General features: G+C 70.2%; 17 protein-coding genes. 13 read left to right on the top strand and 4 right to left on the bottom strand.

Features of this window, described 5'->3' with window-relative positions; genetic code table 11:
• The first annotated feature begins 6 nt into the window (after window positions 1-6).
• Window positions 7-882, top strand: coding sequence for an acyl-CoA thioesterase II (gene tesB / locus ACFY61_RS05865; protein WP_389467444.1), 876 nt, complete (start codon window positions 7-9; stop codon window positions 880-882).
• Between the two features lie 43 nt (window positions 883-925).
• Here the strand turns inward: tesB and ACFY61_RS05860 are convergent, their stop codons facing one another.
• Window positions 926-1,711, bottom strand: coding sequence for a phosphatase (locus tag ACFY61_RS05860; RefSeq protein WP_389467442.1), 786 nt, complete (start codon window positions 1,709-1,711; stop codon window positions 926-928).
• 46 nt (window positions 1,712-1,757) lie between these two features.
• Window positions 1,758-2,336 (bottom strand): TetR/AcrR family transcriptional regulator, encoded by a 579-nt coding sequence (locus ACFY61_RS05855; RefSeq protein ID WP_389467439.1) that lies wholly within the window; start codon window positions 2,334-2,336, stop codon window positions 1,758-1,760.
• Window positions 2,337-2,428: 92 nt separating this feature from the next.
• On the opposite strand from ACFY61_RS05855, the gene ACFY61_RS05850 reads away from it, so the two are divergent.
• The 10 genes from ACFY61_RS05850 (at window position 2,429) to ACFY61_RS05805 (ending at window position 15,757) form a co-directional block, all read left to right on the top strand.
• Window positions 2,429-4,045, top strand: coding sequence for a carboxyl transferase domain-containing protein (locus ACFY61_RS05850; RefSeq protein ID WP_389467437.1), 1,617 nt, complete (start codon window positions 2,429-2,431; stop codon window positions 4,043-4,045).
• A 25-nt stretch (window positions 4,046-4,070) separates the two neighbouring features.
• A complete protein-coding gene (locus tag ACFY61_RS05845) occupies window positions 4,071-6,086 on the top strand; it encodes a biotin carboxylase N-terminal domain-containing protein (RefSeq protein ID WP_389468163.1) in 2,016 nt (671 codons plus the stop codon).
• An 11-nt stretch (window positions 6,087-6,097) separates the two neighbouring features.
• The gene (locus ACFY61_RS05840; protein ID WP_389468161.1) at window positions 6,098-7,021 is read left to right on the top strand and encodes a hydroxymethylglutaryl-CoA lyase; all 924 of its coding nucleotides are present in this window, start codon (window positions 6,098-6,100) and stop codon (window positions 7,019-7,021) included.
• Window positions 7,022-7,026: 5 nt separating this feature from the next.
• Window positions 7,027-8,187 (top strand): acyl-CoA dehydrogenase family protein, encoded by a 1,161-nt coding sequence (locus tag ACFY61_RS05835; protein ID WP_389468159.1) that lies wholly within the window; start codon window positions 7,027-7,029, stop codon window positions 8,185-8,187.
• A 176-nt stretch (window positions 8,188-8,363) separates the two neighbouring features.
• Window positions 8,364-9,419, top strand: coding sequence for an ABC transporter substrate-binding protein (locus ACFY61_RS05830; RefSeq protein ID WP_389467434.1), 1,056 nt, complete (start codon window positions 8,364-8,366; stop codon window positions 9,417-9,419).
• A gap of 149 nt (window positions 9,420-9,568) precedes the next feature.
• Window positions 9,569-10,468, top strand: a complete 900-nt coding sequence (locus ACFY61_RS05825; protein WP_389467431.1) for a siderophore-interacting protein — start codon at window positions 9,569-9,571, stop codon at window positions 10,466-10,468.
• Window positions 10,469-10,595: 127 nt separating this feature from the next.
• Entirely contained in the window at window positions 10,596-12,086 is a 1,491-nt protein-coding gene (locus ACFY61_RS05820) for a pyridoxal phosphate-dependent decarboxylase family protein (protein WP_389467428.1), read from the top strand.
• Complete coding sequence (locus tag ACFY61_RS05815) at window positions 12,073-13,380, top strand: lysine N(6)-hydroxylase/L-ornithine N(5)-oxygenase family protein (protein ID WP_389467425.1); 1,308 nt, start codon at window positions 12,073-12,075, stop codon at window positions 13,378-13,380. The genes ACFY61_RS05820 and ACFY61_RS05815 overlap by 14 nt, the downstream gene beginning before the upstream one ends.
• A complete protein-coding gene (locus tag ACFY61_RS05810) occupies window positions 13,377-13,979 on the top strand; it encodes a GNAT family N-acetyltransferase (RefSeq protein ID WP_389467423.1) in 603 nt (200 codons plus the stop codon). Before ACFY61_RS05815 ends, ACFY61_RS05810 begins: the two co-directional genes overlap by 4 nt.
• Entirely contained in the window at window positions 13,976-15,757 is a 1,782-nt protein-coding gene (locus tag ACFY61_RS05805) for an IucA/IucC family protein (RefSeq protein WP_389467420.1), read from the top strand. The genes ACFY61_RS05810 and ACFY61_RS05805 overlap by 4 nt, the downstream gene beginning before the upstream one ends.
• A 258-nt stretch (window positions 15,758-16,015) precedes the next feature.
• Here ACFY61_RS05805 and ACFY61_RS05800 read toward each other — a convergent pair whose 3' ends face one another.
• Both ACFY61_RS05800 and ACFY61_RS05795 read right to left on the bottom strand, forming a co-directional pair.
• Window positions 16,016-16,549, bottom strand: coding sequence for a hypothetical protein (locus ACFY61_RS05800; RefSeq protein WP_389467418.1), 534 nt, complete (start codon window positions 16,547-16,549; stop codon window positions 16,016-16,018).
• Window positions 16,550-16,665: 116 nt separating this feature from the next.
• Window positions 16,666-18,327: a polymorphic toxin-type HINT domain-containing protein gene (locus ACFY61_RS05795; RefSeq protein ID WP_389467416.1), complete on the bottom strand. Its 1,662-nt coding sequence runs from the start codon at window positions 18,325-18,327 to the stop codon at window positions 16,666-16,668.
• 19 nt (window positions 18,328-18,346) lie between these two features.
• Here ACFY61_RS05795 and ACFY61_RS05790 point away from each other — a divergent pair, with 19 nt between their 5' ends.
• Complete coding sequence (locus tag ACFY61_RS05790; RefSeq protein WP_389467414.1) at window positions 18,347-19,351, top strand: DNRLRE domain-containing protein; 1,005 nt, start codon at window positions 18,347-18,349, stop codon at window positions 19,349-19,351.
• 84 nt (window positions 19,352-19,435) lie between these two features.
• The gene (locus tag ACFY61_RS05785; RefSeq protein WP_389467413.1) at window positions 19,436-20,995 is read left to right on the top strand and encodes a hypothetical protein; all 1,560 of its coding nucleotides are present in this window, start codon (window positions 19,436-19,438) and stop codon (window positions 20,993-20,995) included.
• The last annotated feature ends 64 nt before the right edge of the window (window positions 20,996-21,059 follow it).

The following is a 21,059-nucleotide window of genomic DNA, read 5'->3' as shown; positions in this document are numbered from 1 at the left end:
GTCCCCTTGAACGACGTACTGTCCGATCTCCTCGATCTGCTCGACCTGGAGCAGATCGAGGAGAACATCTTCCGCGGCACCAGCCGTCAGTCGCTGGTGCCGCGCGTGTTCGGCGGCCAGGTCGCCGCGCAGGCCCTGGTCGCGGCCGGCCGCACGGTGCCGGCCGACCGGCCCCCGCACTCGCTGCACTCGTACTTCCTGCGGCCCGGCGACCCCGGCGCGCCCATCGTGTACTCGGTGGACCGGATCCGGGACGGCCGCTCCTTCACCACCCGGCGGGTGGTGGCCGTCCAGCACGGGCAGCCGATCTTCCACCTGTCGGCGTCGTTCCAGACGTACGAGGAGGGGCTGGACCACCAGGCGGCGATGCCCGCCGCCCCCGATCCGGAGTCGCTGCCCACGGCCGCGGAGGACCTGCCCCGCTACCGCGGGCTGTTCCGCGACGAGGGCACGGTGGATCGGCTGCTCCAGGCGCGCGGGGCGGTGGACCTTCGGTACGCGACGACCCCGCCGTGGGGTTCGATCGGCGAGCCGGTCGAGCCGCACTCGCAGGTCTGGTTCCGTACGGCCGGCAAGCTGGCCGACGATCCGCTGCTGCACACCTGCCTGGCCACGTACGTCTCGGACATGACGCTGCTGGACTCGGTGCTGCTGGCGCACGGGCGCGGCGGCTGGGCCGTCGGCGACGTGGTGGGGGCCTCGCTGGACCACGCGATGTGGTTCCACCGGCCGTTCCGGGCGGACGAGTGGCTGCTGTACGACCAGGAGTCCCCGACCTCGCACGGCGGCCGGGGCCTGGGCCAGGCCCGGATCTGGACCCAGGACGGGCGGCTGGCGATCACGGTCATCCAGGAGGGCGTGGTCCGCGTCCCGCGCGGCTGAACCCACCCGGCCGGGCGGGCGCCCGGCCCTTCGCCCGGACGGGTCACCCCTGGCCGAGTCCCGCCGCGTGGAGGAGGTACGCCACCATCGGGTCGTAGTAGCGGGGGTCGCGGACGTGGTCGTCGAGGGGGACGGCCACCTGGAGGGTGCCCTCGGCCTCGGCGAGGAAGAGGGCCGGGTCGTTGCAGTCGGCGTAGCCGACGGCGTCCAGGCCCCGCTGGGCCGCGCAGCCGGCCCAGCCGTGGTCGGCGACCACCAGGTCGGGCAGCGGGCGGCCGGTGAGGGCGAGCCCGTCGAGGATCGCGTTCATCGGTTCCGGCGAATGGGTGTGCCACAGGGTGGCGCCGCGCTCCAGGACGGCCACGTCGGCGAACTGCCACACCTGCCCCTCGTCGGCGGTGAGCCCCGACGGGATGACCACGATCTCGCAGCCGGCCGCGCGCAGCGCCGCCGCGGTGGCCCGGTGGACGTCCAGGAGGCCGCCCGGGTGGCCGGTGGCCAGCAGGACGCTCTGCTGGTCGAGCGCGGCCTTGCGGAGCCGGGCCGCCATCCGGTCGAGGCCGGCCACGGTGAGCTCGGGGTCGATGGTGTCCTGGCCGAAGCGGTGCCCGGGGTCGTCGACGACGCCGACCCGTTCGGCCATGACGGCGAGCACGTCCTGCTCGTCGGTCCAGCGGTCGCCCAGCTCCAGCCCCAGCCAGTAGTGGCGGTCGCCGTTGGCGAGCTTGCGGTAGTGGGAGAGGTTGTTGTCCCGGGGCGTGGCCACCTGCCCGGCGATACGGGTCCGGACGAGGTGGTCGACGAGTTCGGCGCGGCTGGGTATCGGCATGGGCCCATTCTGCCGCCGCTCCGGCCCGCCCGGGGGCCACGGTCCGTCAGCCGGACAGGGCGCCGAAGGATCCGTGCGCGAGCCGGCGCAGCAGGGACTCGGTGGCGGCGCGGCCCATGGACCCGAGGTGGGGGGTGGAGTTCAGCAGGCCGAAGACGGCGTGGACGGCGACCCGGACCTCGGCCTCGGGCACGCCGGGGTGCAGCTCACGGACCACTGCCACCCACAGTTCCACGTACTGCCGCTGGAGCTGCCGGACCAGCTTGCGGTCGGCCTCGCGCAGCCGGTCGAGCTCCCGGTCGTGGAGGATGATCAGCGCCCGGTCGTCGAGGGCGAAGTCGATGTGTCCGTCGATCAGCGAGGACAGGGTGGCGGCGGGGTTCCCGGCCGCTTCGGCGACCCGGTGGCGGCCGCCGGTGAGGAGCCGTTCGCTGATGCCCACCAGCAGCTCGGCCAGCATGGCGTCCTTGCCTGCGAAGTGCCGGTAGAGGCCGGGGCCGCTGATGCCGACGGCGGCGCCTATCTCGTCCACGCCGACGCCGTGGAATCCGCGCGCGGCGAAGAGGCGAGCGGCCTCGTTGAGGATCTGCTCGCGACGGGTGGGGGCGGCCGCTGATGTGGTCATGGGAATCCATTCTAGACAGGGCCGTTAGCGCTCGTTAACCTAGGCGCGTCATGTGTTAACGCTCATTAACCGAGGGCAAGGGGGCTCACGGGATGCAGCAGGCACCAGTGCTGACGAGCGCCGCGGATCCGGCGTCCGAAGCCTGGCGGACCAACGAGGCCGCCCACCACGAGCTGGCCGAGGGTCTGCGGGCCCGGCTGGAGGCCGCCCGCCTCGGCGGCGGCGAGAAGGCCCGCGCGCGGCACACCGCCCGCGGGAAGCTGCTTCCCCGTGACCGGGTGGACGCGTTGCTCGACCCGGGCTCCCCGTTCCTGGAGCTGGCCCCGCTGGCCGCCGAGGGGATGTACGGGGGCGCCGCGCCCGCCGCCGGCGTGATCGCGGGCATCGGGCGGGTCAGCGGCCGCGAGTGCGTCATCGTCGCGAACGACGCCACCGTCAAGGGCGGCACCTACTACCCGATGACCGTGAAGAAGCACCTCCGCGCCCAGGAGGTGGCCCTGGAGAACCGTCTCCCCTGCCTCTACCTGGTCGACTCCGGCGGCGCCTTCCTGCCGATGCAGGACGAGGTCTTCCCGGACCGCGAGCACTTCGGGCGGATCTTCTACAACCAGGCGCGGATGTCGGGCGCCGGGATCCCGCAGATCGCGGCCGTCCTCGGGTCCTGCACGGCCGGCGGCGCGTACGTCCCGGCGATGAGCGACGAGGCCGTCATCGTCCGCAACCAGGGCACGATCTTCCTGGGCGGCCCGCCGCTGGTGAAGGCCGCCACTGGCGAGGTGGTCACGGCCGAGGAGCTCGGCGGCGGCGAGGTCCACTCCCGGGTCTCCGGCGTCACCGACCACCTCGCGGAGGACGACGCGCACGCGCTGCGGATCGTCCGCGACATCGTCGCCACCCTGCCCGCGCGCGGGGCGCTGCCCTGGGAGGTCACCGCCCCCGAGGAGCCGAAGGTCGACCCGTACGGGCTGTACGGCGCGGTGCCGGTGGACTCCCGCACCCCGTACGACGCCCGCGAGGTCATCGCGCGGATCACGGACGGCTCCCGCTTCCAGGAGTTCAAGGCCGAGTTCGGGCAGACCCTGGTCACCGGCTTCGCCCGGATCCACGGCCACCCGGTCGGCATCGTCGCCAACAACGGCATCCTGTTCGCGGAATCCGCCCAGAAGGGCGCCCACTTCATCGAGCTGTGCGACCAGCGCGGCATCCCGCTGCTGTTCCTGCAGAACATCTCGGGCTTCATGGTGGGCCGCGACTACGAGGCGGGCGGCATCGCCAAGCACGGCGCCAAGATGGTGACCGCGGTGGCCTGCACCCGGGTACCGAAGCTGACGGTGGTCGTCGGCGGCTCCTACGGCGCGGGCAACTACTCGATGTGCGGCCGGGCCTACTCGCCGCGCTTCCTGTGGATGTGGCCCAACGCCAAGATCTCCGTCATGGGCGGCGAGCAGGCCGCCTCGGTCCTCGCCACCGTCAAGCGCGACCAGATGGAGGCCGCGGGCCAGGACTGGCCGGCCGAGGAGGAGGACGCCTTCAAGGCGCCGATCCGCCGCCAGTACGAGGAGCAGGGCAACGCCTACTACGCCACCGCCCGGCTCTGGGACGACGGGGTCATCGACCCGCTGGAGACCCGCCAGGTGCTGGGGCTGGCCCTGACCGCCTGCGCCAACGCCCCGCTGGGCGAGCCCGGCTTCGGCATCTTCCGGATGTGAGGACAGGACTGTGACCAACCCTTCGATGTTCCGGACCGTCCTGGTCGCCAACCGGGGCGAGATCGCCGTCCGCGTCATCCGGACCCTGCGGTCGCTGGGCGTGCGCTCCGTGGCCGTCTTCAGCGACGCGGACGCCGACGCGCGGCACGTGCGGGAGGCCGACACGGCCGTCCGGATCGGCCCCGCGGCGGCCGCCGAGAGCTACCTGTCGGTGGAGCGCCTGCTGGACGCGGCGCGGCGCACCGGCGCCGAGGCGGTGCACCCCGGCTACGGCTTCCTCGCCGAGAACGCGGCGTTCGCCGCGGCGTGCGCCGGGGCGGGCCTCACCTTCATCGGCCCCCCGGCGTCGGCGATCTCGCTGATGGGCGACAAGATCCGGGCCAAGGAGACGGTACGGGCGGCCGGCGTCCCGGTGGTGCCCGGCTCCTCGGGCAGCGGCCTGTCCGACGCCGAACTGATCGCCGCGGCACACGAGATCGGCACGCCGGTGCTGCTGAAGCCGTCGGCCGGCGGCGGCGGCAAGGGCATGCGGCTGGTGCGTGACGAGGCGCTGCTGGCGGACGAGATCGCGGCGGCCCGCCGCGAGGCGCGGTCCTCCTTCGGGGACGACACCCTGCTGGTGGAGCGGTGGATCGACCGGCCCCGGCACATCGAGATCCAGGTTCTGGCGGACGGTCACGGGAACGTCGTCCACCTGGGCGAGCGCGAGTGCTCGCTGCAGCGCCGCCACCAGAAGGTGGTCGAGGAGGCCCCGTCGGTGCTCCTCACGCCGGAGATCCGGGCGGCGATGGGCGAGGCGGCGGTGAACGCGGCCCGCTCGTGCGGGTACGTCGGCGCGGGCACGGTGGAGTTCATCGTGCCGGGCGGCGACCCGTCCTCGTACTACTTCATGGAGATGAACACCCGCCTCCAGGTCGAGCACCCCGTGACGGAGCGGATCACCGGGCTGGACCTGGTGGAACAGCAGCTGCTGGTCGCGGCGGGCGCGCCGCTCGGCTTCGGCCAGCAGGACGTCCGCCTGACCGGGCACTCCGTCGAGGCGCGGATCTGCGCCGAGGACCCGGCGCGCGGCTTCCTGCCGTCCGGGGGCCGGGTCCTGGCCCTGTCCGAGCCCGCCTCGGACACCGTCCGCACCGACTCCGGGCTGAGCGCGGGCGTGGACACGGGCAGCACGTACGACCCGATGCTGTCCAAGGTCATCGCGTGGGGCCCGGACCGGGCGGCGGCGCTGCGCTCCCTGCGGGCGGCGCTGGCGGACACGGTGATCCTGGGCGTCCAGACGAACACGGGGTTCCTGCGGAGGCTGCTGGCGCACCCCGAGGTGGTGTCCGGCGACATGGACACCGGGCTGGTGGAGCGCGACCTGGAGACGCTGCTCCCGGCGGGCGTCCCCGCGGAGGTCTACGCGACGGCCGCGCTGCTGTCGGGCCGGCGGGACGGCGGCTCCACCGCCGGCTGGGTCGACCCGTTCGACGTCCCGAGCGGCTGGCGGCTGGGCGGCACGCCCGCCTGGACGGTGCACCACTTCCGCCTCCCGGGCCAGGACCCGGTCGCCGTCCGCACCCGCACCCGCACCGGCGGCGCGTCGTACGAGATCGCCTTCGACGGCACGGAAGGCCCGGCACCGGCCCGTCTCGTCGAGGTGCTCCCCCAGACCGTCACCGTCGAACTGGACGGCGTCACCCACCGGTTCCACCACGCGCCGTCCCCCGAGGGCCTCTGGCTCGGGCGGGACGGCGACACCTGGCACGTGCAGCGGCACGACCCCGTGCGGGCGAGCCTCACGGGGGCGGGCCGGACCGGCGCGGACACCCTCGCCGCGCCCATGCCCGGCACCGTCACGGTGGTGAAGGTCGCCGTGGGCGACGAGGTGGCCGCCGGACAGAGCCTGCTCGTGGTCGAGGCGATGAAGATGGAGCACGTCATCTCCGCCCCGCACGCCGGCACCGTCACCGAACTCGACGTCACCCCCGGCACGACCGTCGCCATGGACCAGGTCCTGGCCGTGGTCACCCCGGCGGACGAGGAGGGTGCGAAGTGAACGGCCTGCCCATGACCGTGCCCGCGCCGGGCCTGCCGGCCCGGGTCCGCATCCACGAGGTCGGCGCCCGCGACGGCCTGCAGAACGAGAAGACCGCCGTCCCGACCGACGTGAAGGCGGAGTTCATCCGCCGGCTGGCCGCCGCCGGCCTCACCACCGTCGAGGCGACCAGCTTCGTGCACCCCAAGTGGGTGCCGCAGCTGGCCGACGCCGAGGAGCTGTACCCGCGCCTGGCCGGCCTCGACGGCGTGGACCTGCCGGTGCTCGTGCCGAACGAGCGCGGCCTGGACCGGGCCCGCGCCCTGGGCGCCCGCCGGATCGCCGTGTTCGGCTCCGCCACCGAGACGTTCGCCTCGCGGAACCTCAACCGGACCGTCGCCGAGTCCCTCGCCATGTTCGAGCCGGTCGTCGCCGCCGCCAAGGCCGACGGCATGCACGTGCGCGGCTACCTCTCGATGTGCTTCGGCGACCCCTGGGAGGGCCCGGTCCCCCTCTCCCAGGTGGTCGGCGTCGCCAGGGCGCTGCTGGACCTCGGCTGTGACGAGCTGAGCCTGGGCGACACCATCGGCGTCGCCACCCCCGGCCACGTCAAGGGCCTGCTCACGGCCCTGAACGGGGCGGGCGTCGCCACCGACCGCATCGGGGTCCACTTCCACGACACCTACGGTCAGGCCCTGTCCAACACCCTCGCCGCACTCCAGCACGGCGTCACCACGGTCGACGCCTCGGCCGGCGGGCTGGGCGGCTGCCCGTACGCGAAGAGCGCCACCGGCAACCTCGCCACCGAGGACCTGGTGTGGATGCTCCACGGCCTCGGCATCGAGACCGGGGTCGACCTGGCCGCCCTCACCGCCACGAGCGTGTGGATGGCCGACCGGCTGGGCCGCCCCAGCCCCTCCCGTACCGTCCGCGCCCTCTCCCACAAGGAGCAATGACAGCCATGCCCCTCGACCACCGGCTCACCCCCGAGCACGAGGAACTCCGCCGTACCGTCGAGGAGTTCGCCCACGACGTCGTCGCGCCGAAGATCGGCGACTTCTACGAGCGGCACGAGTTCCCCTACGAGATCGTCCGCGAGATGGGCCGCATGGGCCTGTTCGGCCTGCCCTTCCCCGAGGAGTACGGCGGGATGGGCGGCGACTACCTCGCCCTCGGCATCGCCCTGGAGGAGCTGGCCCGGGTCGACTCCTCCGTGGCCATCACCCTGGAGGCGGGCGTCTCCCTGGGCGCCATGCCCCTGTACCTGTTCGGTACGGAGGAGCAGAAGCGCCAGTGGCTGCCGAAGCTGTGCGCGGGCGAGATGCTGGGCGCGTTCGGCCTGACCGAGCCGGGCGCGGGCAGTGACGCCGGCGGCACCCGCACCACGGCCGTCCGGGACGGCGACGAGTGGGTGATCAACGGTTCGAAGTGCTTCATCACCAACTCGGGCACGGACATCACGGGCCTGGTCACGGTCACCGCGGTGACCGGGCGCAAGGCGGACGGCCGTCCGGAGATCTCCTCCATCATCGTGCCGTCGGGCACGCCCGGGTTCACGGTGGCGGCGCCCTACTCAAAGGTGGGCTGGAACGCCTCCGACACCCGGGAGCTGTCCTTCGACGACGTCCGGGTGCCGCTCGCGAACCTGGTCGGCGAGGAGGGGCGGGGCTACGCCCAGTTCCTGCGGATCCTGGACGAGGGCCGGATCGCCATCGCGGCGCTGGCCACCGGTCTGGCGCAGGGCTGCGTGGACGAGTCGGTGAAGTACGCCCGGGAGCGGCAGGCCTTCGGCCGGCCCATCGGCGACAACCAGGCCATCCAGTTCAAGCTGGCGGACATGGAGATGCGCGCCCACATGGCCCGCCTGGGCTGGCGGGACGCGGCCTCGCGGCTGGTGGCCGGGGAGCCGTTCAAGAAGGAGGCGGCGATCGCGAAGCTGTACTCCTCGACGGTGGCGGTGGACAACGCCCGCGAGGCCACGCAGATCCACGGCGGGTACGGGTTCATGAACGAGTACCCGGTGGCCCGGATGTGGCGCGACTCCAAGATCCTGGAGATCGGCGAGGGCACGAGCGAGGTGCAGCGGATGCTGATCGCCCGTGAGCTCGGTTTCGCGGGCTGACCGCTGACGCGGGGTGCGGTCGGCCGAAAACCGACCGTCCCTGACCTGACGAAGTGTCCGAAATTAGTTGCCGGGGCGTTACTTAGGGCCCCCTTACCCGGAGCGTTGAGGTTAGGCTAACCTTCGTTCCGAACGGCCCAGAGGCCGCCCCGGCAAGTACGAAAGCGGACACAGACATGCCCAAGCCCCGAGCCACCATCCTCACCCGTCGCGGCCTGATCGCCGCGGGCGGCGCTCTCGGCCTCGTCGCGGCCCTCACCGCGTGCGGTGGCTCCGACTCGGGCAAGACCGCCGAGCCGGGCGACAAGGGTGCCTCCGCGGCCTGGGCGTTCAAGGACGACCTCGGCAAGGACCTGTCGGCGAAGAGCACCCCGAAGAACATCGTCGCCTTCACCGGTACGGCCGCGGCCCTCTACGACTACGGCATCCAGGTCAAGGGCGTCTTCGGCCCGACCAAGACCGCCGACGGCAAGCCCGACGTCCAGGCCGGTTCGCTGGACATCTCCAAGGTCGAGATCCTCGGCAACACCTACGGCGAGTTCAACGTCGAGAAGTACGCCGCCCTGAAGCCGGAGCTGCTGGCCACCAACACCTGGGACGGCACCTACTGGTACGTCCCCGAGGACTCCAAGGACAAGATCCTCAAGCTGGCCCCGGCCGCGGCCGTCGCCGTCGGCGGCAAGGACCAGAGCGGCAACAACGTCACCCTGACGAAGGCCCTGGAGCGCACCGCGGACCTCGCGAAGTCCCTCGGCGCCGACCTGAACGCCAAGAAGACCGTGGACGCCAAGGCCCGCTTCGAGGCCGCCGCCGCCAAGGTCCGCGAGGCCACCAAGGCCAACCCGGGCATCAAGGTGCTGGTCGGCTCCGGCTCCGCCGAGATGTTCTACGTGTCCACCCCGGAGACCTCCGCCGACCTGAAGTACTTCAAGGAGCTCGGCGTCGACTTCGTCCTCCCGGAGCAGGACAAGCTGGACCAGGGCGGCTTCTTCGAGTCCCTGAGCTGGGAGACCGCCGGCAAGTACAAGGCCGACGTCATCCTGCTCGACAACCGCAGCGCCACCCTGCAGCCCGACGCCCTGAAGGACAAGCCGACCTGGACGGGCCTGCCGGCCGTCAAGGCCAACCAGGTCGTCCCGCGCGTCACCGAGCCGATCTACTCGTACGAGAAGTGCGCGCAGATCCTGGAGGATTTGGCCAAGGCGATCCAGAACGCCAAGAAGGTCAGCTGAACCCGCTGAACCAGCTGGTCCAGCTGGGCCGGCTGGACCCGGCTCGACCCGGCCGGACCCGGCCGGCGCTGAACGCAGCCTGAACCCACGGCCGGCCGCGCGCGACCCGCGCGGCCGGCCACCGCACTGCTCCCAGGGGGACAAGACCCATGACCGCCACCGCGTCCGAGGTCCCGGCCGAGGCCCACTTCCGGTTCTTCGAACTGGAGGTGCTGCGCACCCGCCGCCTCGGGCACTCGTTCCTGCGGGTCACGTTCGGCGGCGAGTCGCTCGCCGGCTTCCGCTCCGGCGGCTGGGACCAGAGCCTGTCGCTGTTCCTCCCGGTGGGCGACGCGGAGCACACGGTGCTGCCGTCCACGGACGAGGACACCTGGTTCGGCGCCTGGCGGGCGGTGCCCGACGCGGAGCGACCGGTGATGCGCTCCTACACGGTGCGCGAACAGCGCCGTACCGAGGAGGGCGCCGTCGAGGTCGACATCGACTTCGTGCTCCACGGGGACTCCTCCCCCGCATCCCGCTGGGCGGGGCGGGCCGTGCCCGGCCGGCGCATCATGGCGATCGGCCCGGCCGTCGCCGCGAACAAGTCCGTCCGCTTCCAGCTCCCGGCCGGCACGGACGCGGTCTGGATGTACGCCGACGAGACCGCGCTGCCCGCCGCCGCTGCGATCCTCCAGGCCCTGCCCGAAGGCACCCCCGTGCACGCCTGGTTCGAGGTGCCGCACGAGGACGACCGGCTGGAGCTCGCCACCTCCGCCAAGGCGGAGATCACCTGGATCGTCCGGGCCGACTCCGGCCCCGGGCGCACCGAGCGGGTGCTCACGGAGATCCGCGGCACCGAACTGCCCGCGGCGGCCGCCCCGTACGGCTGGATCGCGGGCGAGGCGGGCACCGTACGGGCGGTCCGCCGCCACATGGTGCAGGAACGTTCGGTCAACCGGCGCGCGGTGCGCTTCACCGGTTACTGGCGCCTCGGTGCGAGCGAGGAGCAGCTGCTGGCCGAGGCGTACGCCGGCCAGGCACCCAGCGAGGACCCCGACTCCGCGCTGTAGTAACGCACTTCACATGACGAGCCCCGGCTGTCCAGCCGGGGCTCGTCTATTTGGCGCAAAACTTAGGTTAGGCTAACCTAAGCCTTGCTGCCCCACACGCCTCTTCCCTGTCCCGGAGGATCTGTTGATGCGCTCGCATCTGCTCAACGAGTCGACCGCCGACCTCTACCGGCGCACCGTCACCGCGGGCGTCGACCGAGTGGCCGCGAAACTCGCCTCCACCGAGAAGCCCCACACCGGCATCTCCGTCGACGAACTCGCCCCGGTCATCGCCTCGATCGACCTGGACCGTCCGCTCGGGGACCCGGCCGCCGTCCTGGACGAGCTGGAAGAGGTCTACCTCCGGGACGCGGTCTACTTCCACCACCCCCGCTACCTCGGGCACCTCAACTGCCCGGTGGTCATCCCCGCCGTACTCGGCGAGGCGATCATGGCGGCGGTCAACTCCTCCATGGACACCTGGGACCAGTCGATCGGCGGCACGCTCATCGAGCGCCGCCTCATCGACTGGACCGCCGAGCGCATCGGCCTCGGCCCGGACGCGGACGGCGTGTTCACCTCCGGCGGCAGCCAGTCCAACTTCCACTCGCTGCTGCTGGCCCGTGACGAGGCCTGCCGCATCGTCCTCAAGGAGGCCGCGGACCGCGGCGAGGCGCTCACCAAGGCCGAACTCCTGCCGAAACTCCGCATCTTCACCTCCGAGGTCAGCCACTTCAGCGTGAAGAAGTCCGCCGCCATGCTGGGCATGGGCTACGAGGCCGTCATAGCCGTCCCGGTGGACCGCAACCGCCGCATGGACACCGCCGCCCTCGCCCTGGAGCTGGAGAGCTGCCGCGCCGAGGGCCTGTTCCCGATGGCCGTCGTGGCCACCGCCGGAACCACCGACTTCGGCTCCATCGACCCGCTCCCGGAGATCGCCGCGCTCGCCGCCGAGCACTCCGCCTGGATGCACGTGGACGCCGCGTACGGCTGCGGTCTGCTCGCCTCCCCCACCCGCCGCCACCTCCTCGACGGCATCGAGCACGCCGACTCGGTCACGGTCGACTACCACAAGTCGTTCTTCCAGCCCGTCTCCTCCTCGGCGATGCTGGTCCGCGACCGGGACACCCTCAAGCACGCCACCTACTACGCGGACTACCTCAACCCGCGCCGGATGGCCGAGGAGCGGATCCCCAACCAGGTCGACAAGTCCATCCAGACCACCCGCCGCTTCGACGCCCTCAAGCTGTGGATGACGCTGCGCATCATGGGCGCCGACGGCATCGGCGGCCTCTTCGACGAGGTCGTCGACCTGGCAGCGGCCGGCTACGAGGTCATCGCCGCCCACCCGCGCTTCGAGGTGGTCGTCCGCCCGCAGCTGTCCACCCTGGTCTTCCGCTACGTCCCCGAGGACGCCTCCGTACGCCCCGACCTGGTCGACGAGGCCAACCTGCACGCCCGCAAGGCGCTGTTCGCCTCCGGTGAGGCCGTGGTCGCCGGCACCAAGGTGGACGGCGCCCAGTACCTGAAGTTCACCCTCCTCAACCCGCAGACCACGACGGCCGACATCGCCGCCGTCCTCGACCTCCTCGCCGCGCACGCCGAGCAGTACCTGGGAGAATCCCTTGTCCACGCCTGAGACCACCGAGACGTACGACTTCATCGCCATCGGCCTCGGCCCCTTCAACCTGGGCCTCGCCTGCCTCACCGCGCCGATCGACGAGCTGAACGGTCTCTTCATCGAATCGAAGCCGCACTTCGAGTGGCACGCGGGCATGTTCCTGGACGGCGCGCACCTGCAGACCCCGTTCATGTCGGACCTGGTCACCCTCGCCGACCCGACCTCGCCCTTCTCCTTCCTCAACTACCTGAAGGACAAGGACCGGCTGTACTCGTTCTACATCCGGGAGAACTTCTACCCGCTGCGGACCGAGTACAACGACTACTGCCGCTGGGCGGCCGACCGCCTCGACAACGTCCTGTACTCCACCTCGGTCACCTCGGTCACCTACGACGCGGCCGCCGCGGTGTACGAGGTCCACACCGACAAGGGCGCCACCCACCGGGCCCGCCGCCTGGTCCTCGGCACCGGCACCCCGCCGCACGTCCCGGCGGCCTGCGACGGCCTCGGCGGCGACTTCATCCACAACTCCGTCTACGTGCAGAACAAGGCGGAGCTGCAGAAGAAGAAGTCCATCACCCTGATCGGCTCGGGCCAGAGCGCGGCGGAGATCTACTACGACCTCCTCTCCGAGATCGACACCCATGGCTACCAGCTGAACTGGGTGACCCGGTCCCCCCGCTTCTTCCCGCTCGAATACACCAAGCTGACCCTGGAGATGACCTCCCCGGAGTACGTGGACTACTTCCACGCCCTCCCCGAGGACACCCGGTACCGCCTGGAGAACCAGCAGAAGAACCTCTTCAAGGGCATCGACGGCGACCTCATCAACGAGATCTTCGACCTGCTCTACCAGAAGCGGGTGTCGATGCCGGGCGCCGTCCCGACCTCCCTCCTCACCAACACCTCCCTCAACAGCGCCGCGTACGACACCACCACGGGCACGTACACCCTCGGGCTGCGCCAGGAGGAGCAGGAGCGCGACTTCTCCCTGGCCACGGAGGGCCTCGTCCTGGCCACCGGCTACAAGTACTCGACCCCGGAGTTCCTGCGGCCGATCCAGGACCGCCTGAACTTCGACGGCCGCGGCCGCCTGGACGCCGCCCGCAACTACAGCGTCGACACCACCGGCCGCGGCGTCTACCTGCAGAACGGCACCACCCACAACCACTCGCTCACCTCGCCCGACCTGGGCATGGCGGCGTACCGCAACGCGTACATCATTGGTGAGCTGCTCGGCCGCGAGTACTACAAGGTCGAGAAGTCCATCGCGTTCCAGCAGTTCACCGCCCCGGAAGGCACCCACCGATGAGCACCACCCCCGGCATACTCTTCAAGCGGACGGACGACGCCCTCGGCGAGTTCTCCGTCCGCCCCCTCGACCCGCTCGCCGAAGCGGAGCTCCTGCACGCGTGGGTCACCCACCCCAAGGCCTCCTTCTGGCTGATGCAGGACCTCTCCCTGGAGGAGGTCACCCAGGAGTACGAGCGGATCGTCGCCCACGAGCACCACGACGCGTACCTCGGCTACCACAACGGCGAGCCTGCCTTCCTGATGGAGAAGTACGACCCGCGCGAGCTGGAACTGGTCGGCCTGTACGACCCGGAGCCCGGCGACGTCGGCATGCACTTCCTGGTGGCGCCGACCGAGCAGCCGCTCTCCGGCTTCACCCGCGCCGTGATCACCACGGTCATGGCCGCCCTGTTCGACGACCCGGCCACCCGCCGCGTGGTCGTCGAGCCGGACGTCGGCAACAAGGCCGTCCACGCCCTCAACGAGGCGGTCGGCTTCGTGGCCTCCCACCCGGTCCAGAAGCCGGAGAAGGAAGCCCTGCTGTCCTTCTGCACCCGCGCGCAGTTCGAGGCGGCCACCGGCATCTACGCGACCGGCGTGACGGAGGTGTCGGCATGAGCCTCACCGACGCGATCACCCACCTCTCCCCCGAGCTGTGGCTGCGCGCCAACCGCGCGCTGGTCCGCAAGGCCCTGGCGGAGTTCTCGCACGAGCGCCTGCTGACCCCCGAGTCCCTCGGCGACGACCGCTACTCGGTCGTCTCGGACGACGGCACGGTGGAGTACCACTTCACCGCGGCCCTCCATGCCCTGGACCACTGGGCGGTCGACGAGCCCTCGATCACCCGCCTGAAGGACGGCGTCTCCCTCCCGCTGGACGCCCTCGACTTCCACATCGAGTTCCAGCAGACCCTCGGGCTGAGCGCGGAGGTCCTCCCGGTCTACCTGGAGGAGATCTCCTCCACCCTGGCGGGCTCGGCGTACAAGTACACCAAGCCGCAGACCCCGTCCTCCGTGCTCGCCAAGTCCTCGTTCCAGGACATCGAGACCGGCATGACCGAGGGCCACCCCTGCTTCGTGGCGAACAACGGCCGCCTCGGCTTCGGCGTGCACGAGTACCACTCGTATGCCCCGGAGGCGGCGAACCCCGTCCACCTGATCTGGGCGGCGGCCCACAAGGACGTCTCCACCTTCACCGCGGGCGCCGGCCTGGAGCACGACAGCTTCATGCGCGCCGAGCTCGGCGACGCGACGGTGGACCTCTTCGCGGCGAAACTGCGCTCCCTGGGCCTGGACCCGTCCGCCTACCACCTCTTCCCGGTCCACCCCTGGCAGTGGTGGAACAAGACCACGATCACCTTCGCGGCCGAGATCGCGACCCGCCGCCTGGTCCTGCTGGGCGAGGGCGAGGACGCGTACCTCCCGCAGCAGTCGATCCGTACGTTCTTCAACACCACCACCCCCACCAAGCACTACGTCAAGACGGCCATCTCCGTCCTGAACATGGGCTTCATGCGGGGCCTCTCGGCCGCCTACATGGAGGCCACGCCGGCGATCAACGACTGGCTCCACAACCTCATCGAGTCGGACGACGTCCTCCAGTCAGCCAACTTCTCGATCATCCGCGAGCGCGCCGCCATCGGCTACCGCCACATGCAGATGGAACGCGCCACCGACCGCTACTCGCCGTACCGCAAGATGCTGGCGGCCCTGTGGCGCGAGTCGCCGGTGAACTCCCTCGGCGACGGGGAACGCCTGGCCACCATGGCCTCCCTCCTCCACGTCGACTCCGACGGCAAGTCCTTCGTGGGCGCCCTGATCGCCGAATCCGGCCGCACCCCGGCGGAATGGCTCAAGCCCTACCTCCGCGCCTACCTCCTCCCCCTGATCCACTGCTTCTACCAGTACGACCTCGCCTACATGCCGCACGGCGAGAACACGATCCTGGTGATCAAGGACGGCGTGGTCCAGCGGGCGATCTTCAAGGACATCGCCGAAGAGATCGTCATCATGGACGCCGAAGCGGTCCTCCCGCCGGCGGTCGAGCGCATCCGCGCCGACATCCCGGAGGACATGAAGCTCCTGTCCATCTTCACGGACGTCTTCGACTGCTTCTTCCGCTTCCTCTCCTCGATCCTCGTCACCGAGGGCATCTGCACCGAGGAAACGTTCTGGCAGGCCGTGGCCGACTGCGCCCACGACTACCAGGACTCCATGCCGGCCCTGGCCGAGAAGTTCGAGCGCTACGACTTCTTCGCCGAGGAGTTCCAGCTGTCCTGCCTCAACCGCCTCCAGCTGCGCAACAACAAGCAGATGGTCGACCTCGCCGACCCGTCCGCCGCGCTCCAGCTGATCGGCAACCTCAAGAACCCCGTCGCGCCCTACGCGCGGCGGTGAACGAAGGAGCGGCGGCGCCGATACGGTCCCTCGACGCCGCCGCTCCCTCCCCGGACGGCGTGTCCGCGAAGCCCAGCCTGGCCCCCTTCGCGCACACGCCGTCCGCTTTTCCCCGCGCGTCAGCCGATCTCGTCGTAGGAGGCACCCGGGAGGTACCCCAGGCCCAACGCCCTGCGCGGCGTGGACGAGGCCATGGGCGCGTAGCCACGCCGCAACTGTCCCGAAGGCGTCTGGTGCAAGGGTTGATCGCACGGCCTCTCAGTGCAGACGCAACCGGTCCACACTCAGAACCATCTTCATCTGCTCTGCCAGAGCAAGGTTCGCAGCCCCGGCCCGGCGCATGAACCGAGTCGCGGGAAACTCATCAGCGGGAAAGCCGCTGAGGAACTCCAGATCGTTCTTGATCTCGGCTACGGACGCTTCACCAGCCTCGTCACTCTTAACGAAGTATTGCCCTTCGGCACTCTGATGGTCCGCCAAAAATTCAGCGACCTCCGAGCAGATTTCAGCGATCGAGATCACCGCGTTTACTGCAGCCTCTGGATCTTCCTCAACAAAGCTTGACATCGCAGACACCGACACGGAGATTGCATCTGCCGCGAAGCCGGCCGCATCCCCCCCGACGTCCTCGAGGCGAGCGATCCATCGCTCCGCCTCTCCTCGGACTCGCACGAGATCTGCGGCCGAAGCTTGTCGGATACCGCGAAGGTCCAACCACACGGCGTCCAGGCCGTTGTTGATCCGATAAAAGGAATCAACGTGTCCTGAATCATGGAGGAAGGCCATGGACACCGATCGCACCTTCGTTGCGCATAGGGCTGTGATAGCCAGCCGCTGACGCGGGGTCAGCCGTGCGCACTCCACACGGACGACTGCGACATCTTCGACAAAACCCATCTCAATTCACCTCACGGAGTCCAAATCGCCTGTGTATCACTGACCAGCGTCGCACCGTGGCCCTGAAGGAAGCCCCGACAGTCCACACAGAACGGCCTATTGACTGCCAGGCCCGTCGGCTTCAGGTCGAGATGGACGGCCGTCTCCCAGAGCTTGACCTCTGCATGCGGGTAGTTGCCTGCAGCGTCCACACCAGTGCGCGATATCCCGAGTTCATGAGGGAGTAGCTGTGCACGTTGAATCTGCGAGATATTCTTCCGTGCTCCAACGGCCACAACGTCGAGAGACTCCGGTCCAGCGCCGACCGCGTGCATGACTCCAGTGGTCGCCCTGTCGTTCGCCTTCCCTGCCGGAATGAGTGTGTGCAGGGTGTCAGCCCGGTCCTGCAGATTGTCAAGATCGAGAGCCCCGCCGCCGCAGTTGTGAATGAGCAGTGGGGTCGCACCAGCCAGCACATAGTACGTGTGGAGGTCGGCGACGGTGAGGTTGTGGACGGTGGATTGGGGGCTTGTCCAGCGTTTAATCGCCGTGATCTGCACGGACGTGCCGGCGCTGGTACGGAGCCATTGGCCCGGCTGGAGGTTGGTGGCGGCGACCCAGGCCTGGCGTTCGGGCACCCAGAAGGGGTGCTTGTCCGTGGCGGTGAGAGTTGCGTCCGATGAGCCGTCCTTAATGCTTATCTGGACGAGATTCTTGGAGCCCTCACCGGTGATCTCGGCCGTGACTTCCTTGGCTTCGGTTATTCCGGTCTCAGGATCCGTGGCCAGTACCTTGTCGCCACTCTCGATGGCCTCGATCGGCTTGGTACCACCATCTGCCAGAACGACGAGCGTGCCGGCCGCGAAGCTGTTCTTCGTCGGGCAGCTGCCCCCACTGGGTGCAGCAGCCTTGCTACGGCCCACCGCTGAGGCCACCTTGGAGGCCGCCGCCTTGACGGCGACGGCGCCTGCCGCGCCGGCCGCTCCGCCGGCGGCACCCCATACGGCACCGGTGGCCGCCGACTTGAGCCGGCCTGTGACGCTGTGGTCAGCGCCTGGGTCCAGGCCGTTGCTGACCCAACCACCGACTGCTCCAGCCAGGGCTCCACACCCTACGGCGATGCCGAGTCCGACGCCGCCGGTGGCGGCTCCTGCTGCAGCTGCAGCTGCAGCTGTGTAGCAGGCGGCCCCGACGGTCACTTCCACGGCTACCGTGATGATGATGTTCTTGTTCTTCTTGGCCCAGTTCCACCCCTGCTTCAGCTTGCAGGTGGACAGCCAACCGCACTTCTTACCGCTACCTGACCCACTGGACTTGCTGCTGCTGACTCCGCTGCCGTCGCCGGTACCGCTATCGGTCTCGGTTGTGATCTGCTGCGGATTATCAGGCGTTTCGTCGAAGCCACCGCCGTTCGCAGTGCAACTGCTCCAGTAGGCGCAGTTGTCTTCCTTGAGCCCTGTCGGGTCCCACTTGCTCACCGGGTTGCCGCTGGCGTACGTGTAGCCGTTCATCTGGAGCGGGTCGGTGACGTCGATGATCGGGTCGACCGAGATGAAGCGGCCCGTGGTCGGGTCGTATTCGCGGGCGCCGATGTGGGTCAGGCCCGTCGAGGGGTCGTCGGGGCGCGGCCTGCGGACACCCGCCACCGCAACCACCACCACGGCGACGGAGTGGACGGAGCTGGTCAGGTTCACCAGCGAGGGCCACGACGTCGTGGTGCAGTGGCCGGGCACCCTGCCCGCCCCCGTCGTCGACGGGCCCCGCGCCCTGTACGAGAACGTGCGCCCCGGGATCGACCTGCTGCTCACCGCACGCGACAGCGGCTACGGCCACGTACTGATCGTGCACGACAAGCAGGCGGCGGCCGACCCTCTGCTCGCCGAGCTGGACTACCTTCTCAGCTCCCCCGACCTGACGTTCAGGATGAACGCCGAGACCAAGGTGGTCAGCGCCCTGGACGGTCAGGGCGTGGAGATGGCCGTCTCCCCCACTCCCTTCATGTGGGACTCCGCCGGCGAGGCCCGCCACACCGTGGACGAGGCCCCGGCGGTGCCGGAGGCGGCGAAGGACCACCCGGCCCTCGGGCTGGCCGCCCTCGCCGGTCCGCTCACCGGTGGTCACGCGGCTCCGGTGGACGCGGAACTGGCGGCCGACAACACCCTCCGCATGAAGCCGGGCGGCAGGATCCTGAACGATCCCGACACGGTGTATCCGGTGTTCGTCGACCCGTCGTTCACCGGCCGCAAGACGAGCTGGGCCACGCTTTATGCGAGGTATCCGGACAGCAGCTTCTACAACGGCCAGAACTTCAACGACGGCACGAATGACGCCCGCGTCGGTTACGAATCGGATACGAACGGCCTGTCGCGCGCAGCGTTCAACTTCGAGTTTTCCTCGAAACTCCACAACGCGGCCGTGAAATCGGCTTACCTCAGGACCCTCCAGACGTATTCCTACAGCTGTTCCGCCCGCCAGTACGAGGTGTGGCAGACCGGCTGGGTGTCCAGTAGCAGTACGTGGAGGAACACGAACAACTCGACTTTCTGGGCCAAGTACGTCAACAAGGAAAGCAACGGCCACGGATACCGTTCCGGCACCTGTCCGGACAAATGGGTGGGCATCAACATCTGGTCGGCGGTCGACGACGCGGCCAAGAACCGCTGGAACGCGCTCAGCCTGGGACTGCGGGCCTCGAACGAGTCGGACACCTACTCCTAGAAGAAGTTCGCGACGAACGGCGAGTACGCGCCGTACATCGACGTCGAGTACAACCGGAAGCCCAACGAGCCGACGCAGGCGTCCATGAAGACGTCCCCGGGCGGCACCTGCCAGACCGGGACACCGCCCCCGGCCATCGGCAAGACCGACCTGCGGTTCGAGGCCCGCGGCTCCGACCCCGACGACGACGCGAAGCTCGGCCGCGACCTCAAGCACGTGCGCATCAAGGTGTGGCGCGCGGACGGTCACGTGGTCACCGACAGCACCCTCACGCCCGACAGCACGGGCCTGGTGTGGACGGACGTCCCCTCGGCGAGCTTCACCCACGGGCACCGCTACTACTGGTCCGCCTGGTCCATCGACCAGGCCGGCTGGTGGTCCGCCGGCGGCCCGGCCGGCACCGACGCCGTCTGCTCGTTCACCGTCGACCACGTCGCCCCGCCCAGCCCGGCCGTGCGGTCGGTCCACTTCCCGGAGCCCGGACCCGACGGCTCCGAGTGGAGCCTCCACCCGGCCGCCACTCCGGACCAGTGGATCGAAGTCCTGGGCAACGGCGCGCGGGCGGAGGACATCGCGGAGTTCCAGTGGAGCCTCAACCGGCCCACCTACGACCAGAAGACCTGGGTGTGGGACGCCGCGAACGCGCTCGGCTCCATCAAGCTCAAGGTGGACACCGCCGGGCCGAACGTCCTCTACGTACGCACGAGGGACAAGGCCGAGAACGTGTCCCCCGCGACCACCTACTTCTTCTACGTACGTCCGCGGCCGGGCCAGGACAAGCCCGGTGACGTCACCGGCGACGGCATGCCCGACATCCTCGCCGTCGACGGCGCCGGAAACCTCCGCACCTACGCCGGTGACGCGGCCGGCGACACCGACGCCTGGATGCCCGCCGCGCTGAAGGACGGGAAGCCGGTCGAGGACGGGTACTGGACGGACGGCCCGGACAAGGCCGCCCTGATCACCCACTCGCTGGACTGGATGCCGGGCGACGGACTGACCGACCTGATCGCCCGGATGCCGGACGGAAAGCTGTACGTCTACCCCGGTGACGGCACCGGCCGCTTCGACGTCGGCCGCCGCAGGCCCATGCTGCTGCCGCCCGGCGCCCCCGACCCGGCCGGCTTCAGGCAGATCGTGGCCGTGGAGGACGTCACCGGCGACCGCGTGCCGGAGCTGTTCGCCCTCGCCGGCGACACGCTCTGGGCCCTCACCGGCTACCGGGGCGCCAGCTTCGGCGAAGCCCGGCAGGTCGCCACCGGCTGGGCGGAGCGGGACCTGATCGGCGTCCGCGACGTCTCCGGCGACAAGGTCCCCGACCTGCTGTTCCGTGACTCGCCCTCCGGCGACCTGCTGTTGCGCAAGGGCAAGGCCGGTGCGGACGGCGGAGTGGACCTCGGGTCGTTCAAGTCGGCGGTCGCCTCGCTCGGCGGGGCGGACACCGAGTACGGGGACTCCGGCTGGAGCCGGGCCGCCGTCCCGAGGCTGCACGGGACGGCGGACGCGACGGGAGACGGGATTCCCGACTTCTGGATGGTGCACGACAACGGTGTGCAGCGGCTCGTGCCCGGCGGGACCACCGCGCACGGCTGGGGCGGCGCCGGCGACGAGGACGGCTGGCACCTGTTCAAGGCCATCGGCTAGCCGGACGCCGACCGGCCGCACCAGAACGCCCCCGCCGGCAGGAGCCGGCGGGGGCGTCGCGCGT

The sequence above is a fragment of the Streptomyces sp. NPDC012888 genome, from assembly GCF_042900645.1.
Taxonomy (GTDB): Bacteria; Actinomycetota; Actinomycetes; order Streptomycetales; family Streptomycetaceae; genus Streptomyces.
This window is presented reverse-complemented; position numbering and strand designations above follow the sequence as displayed.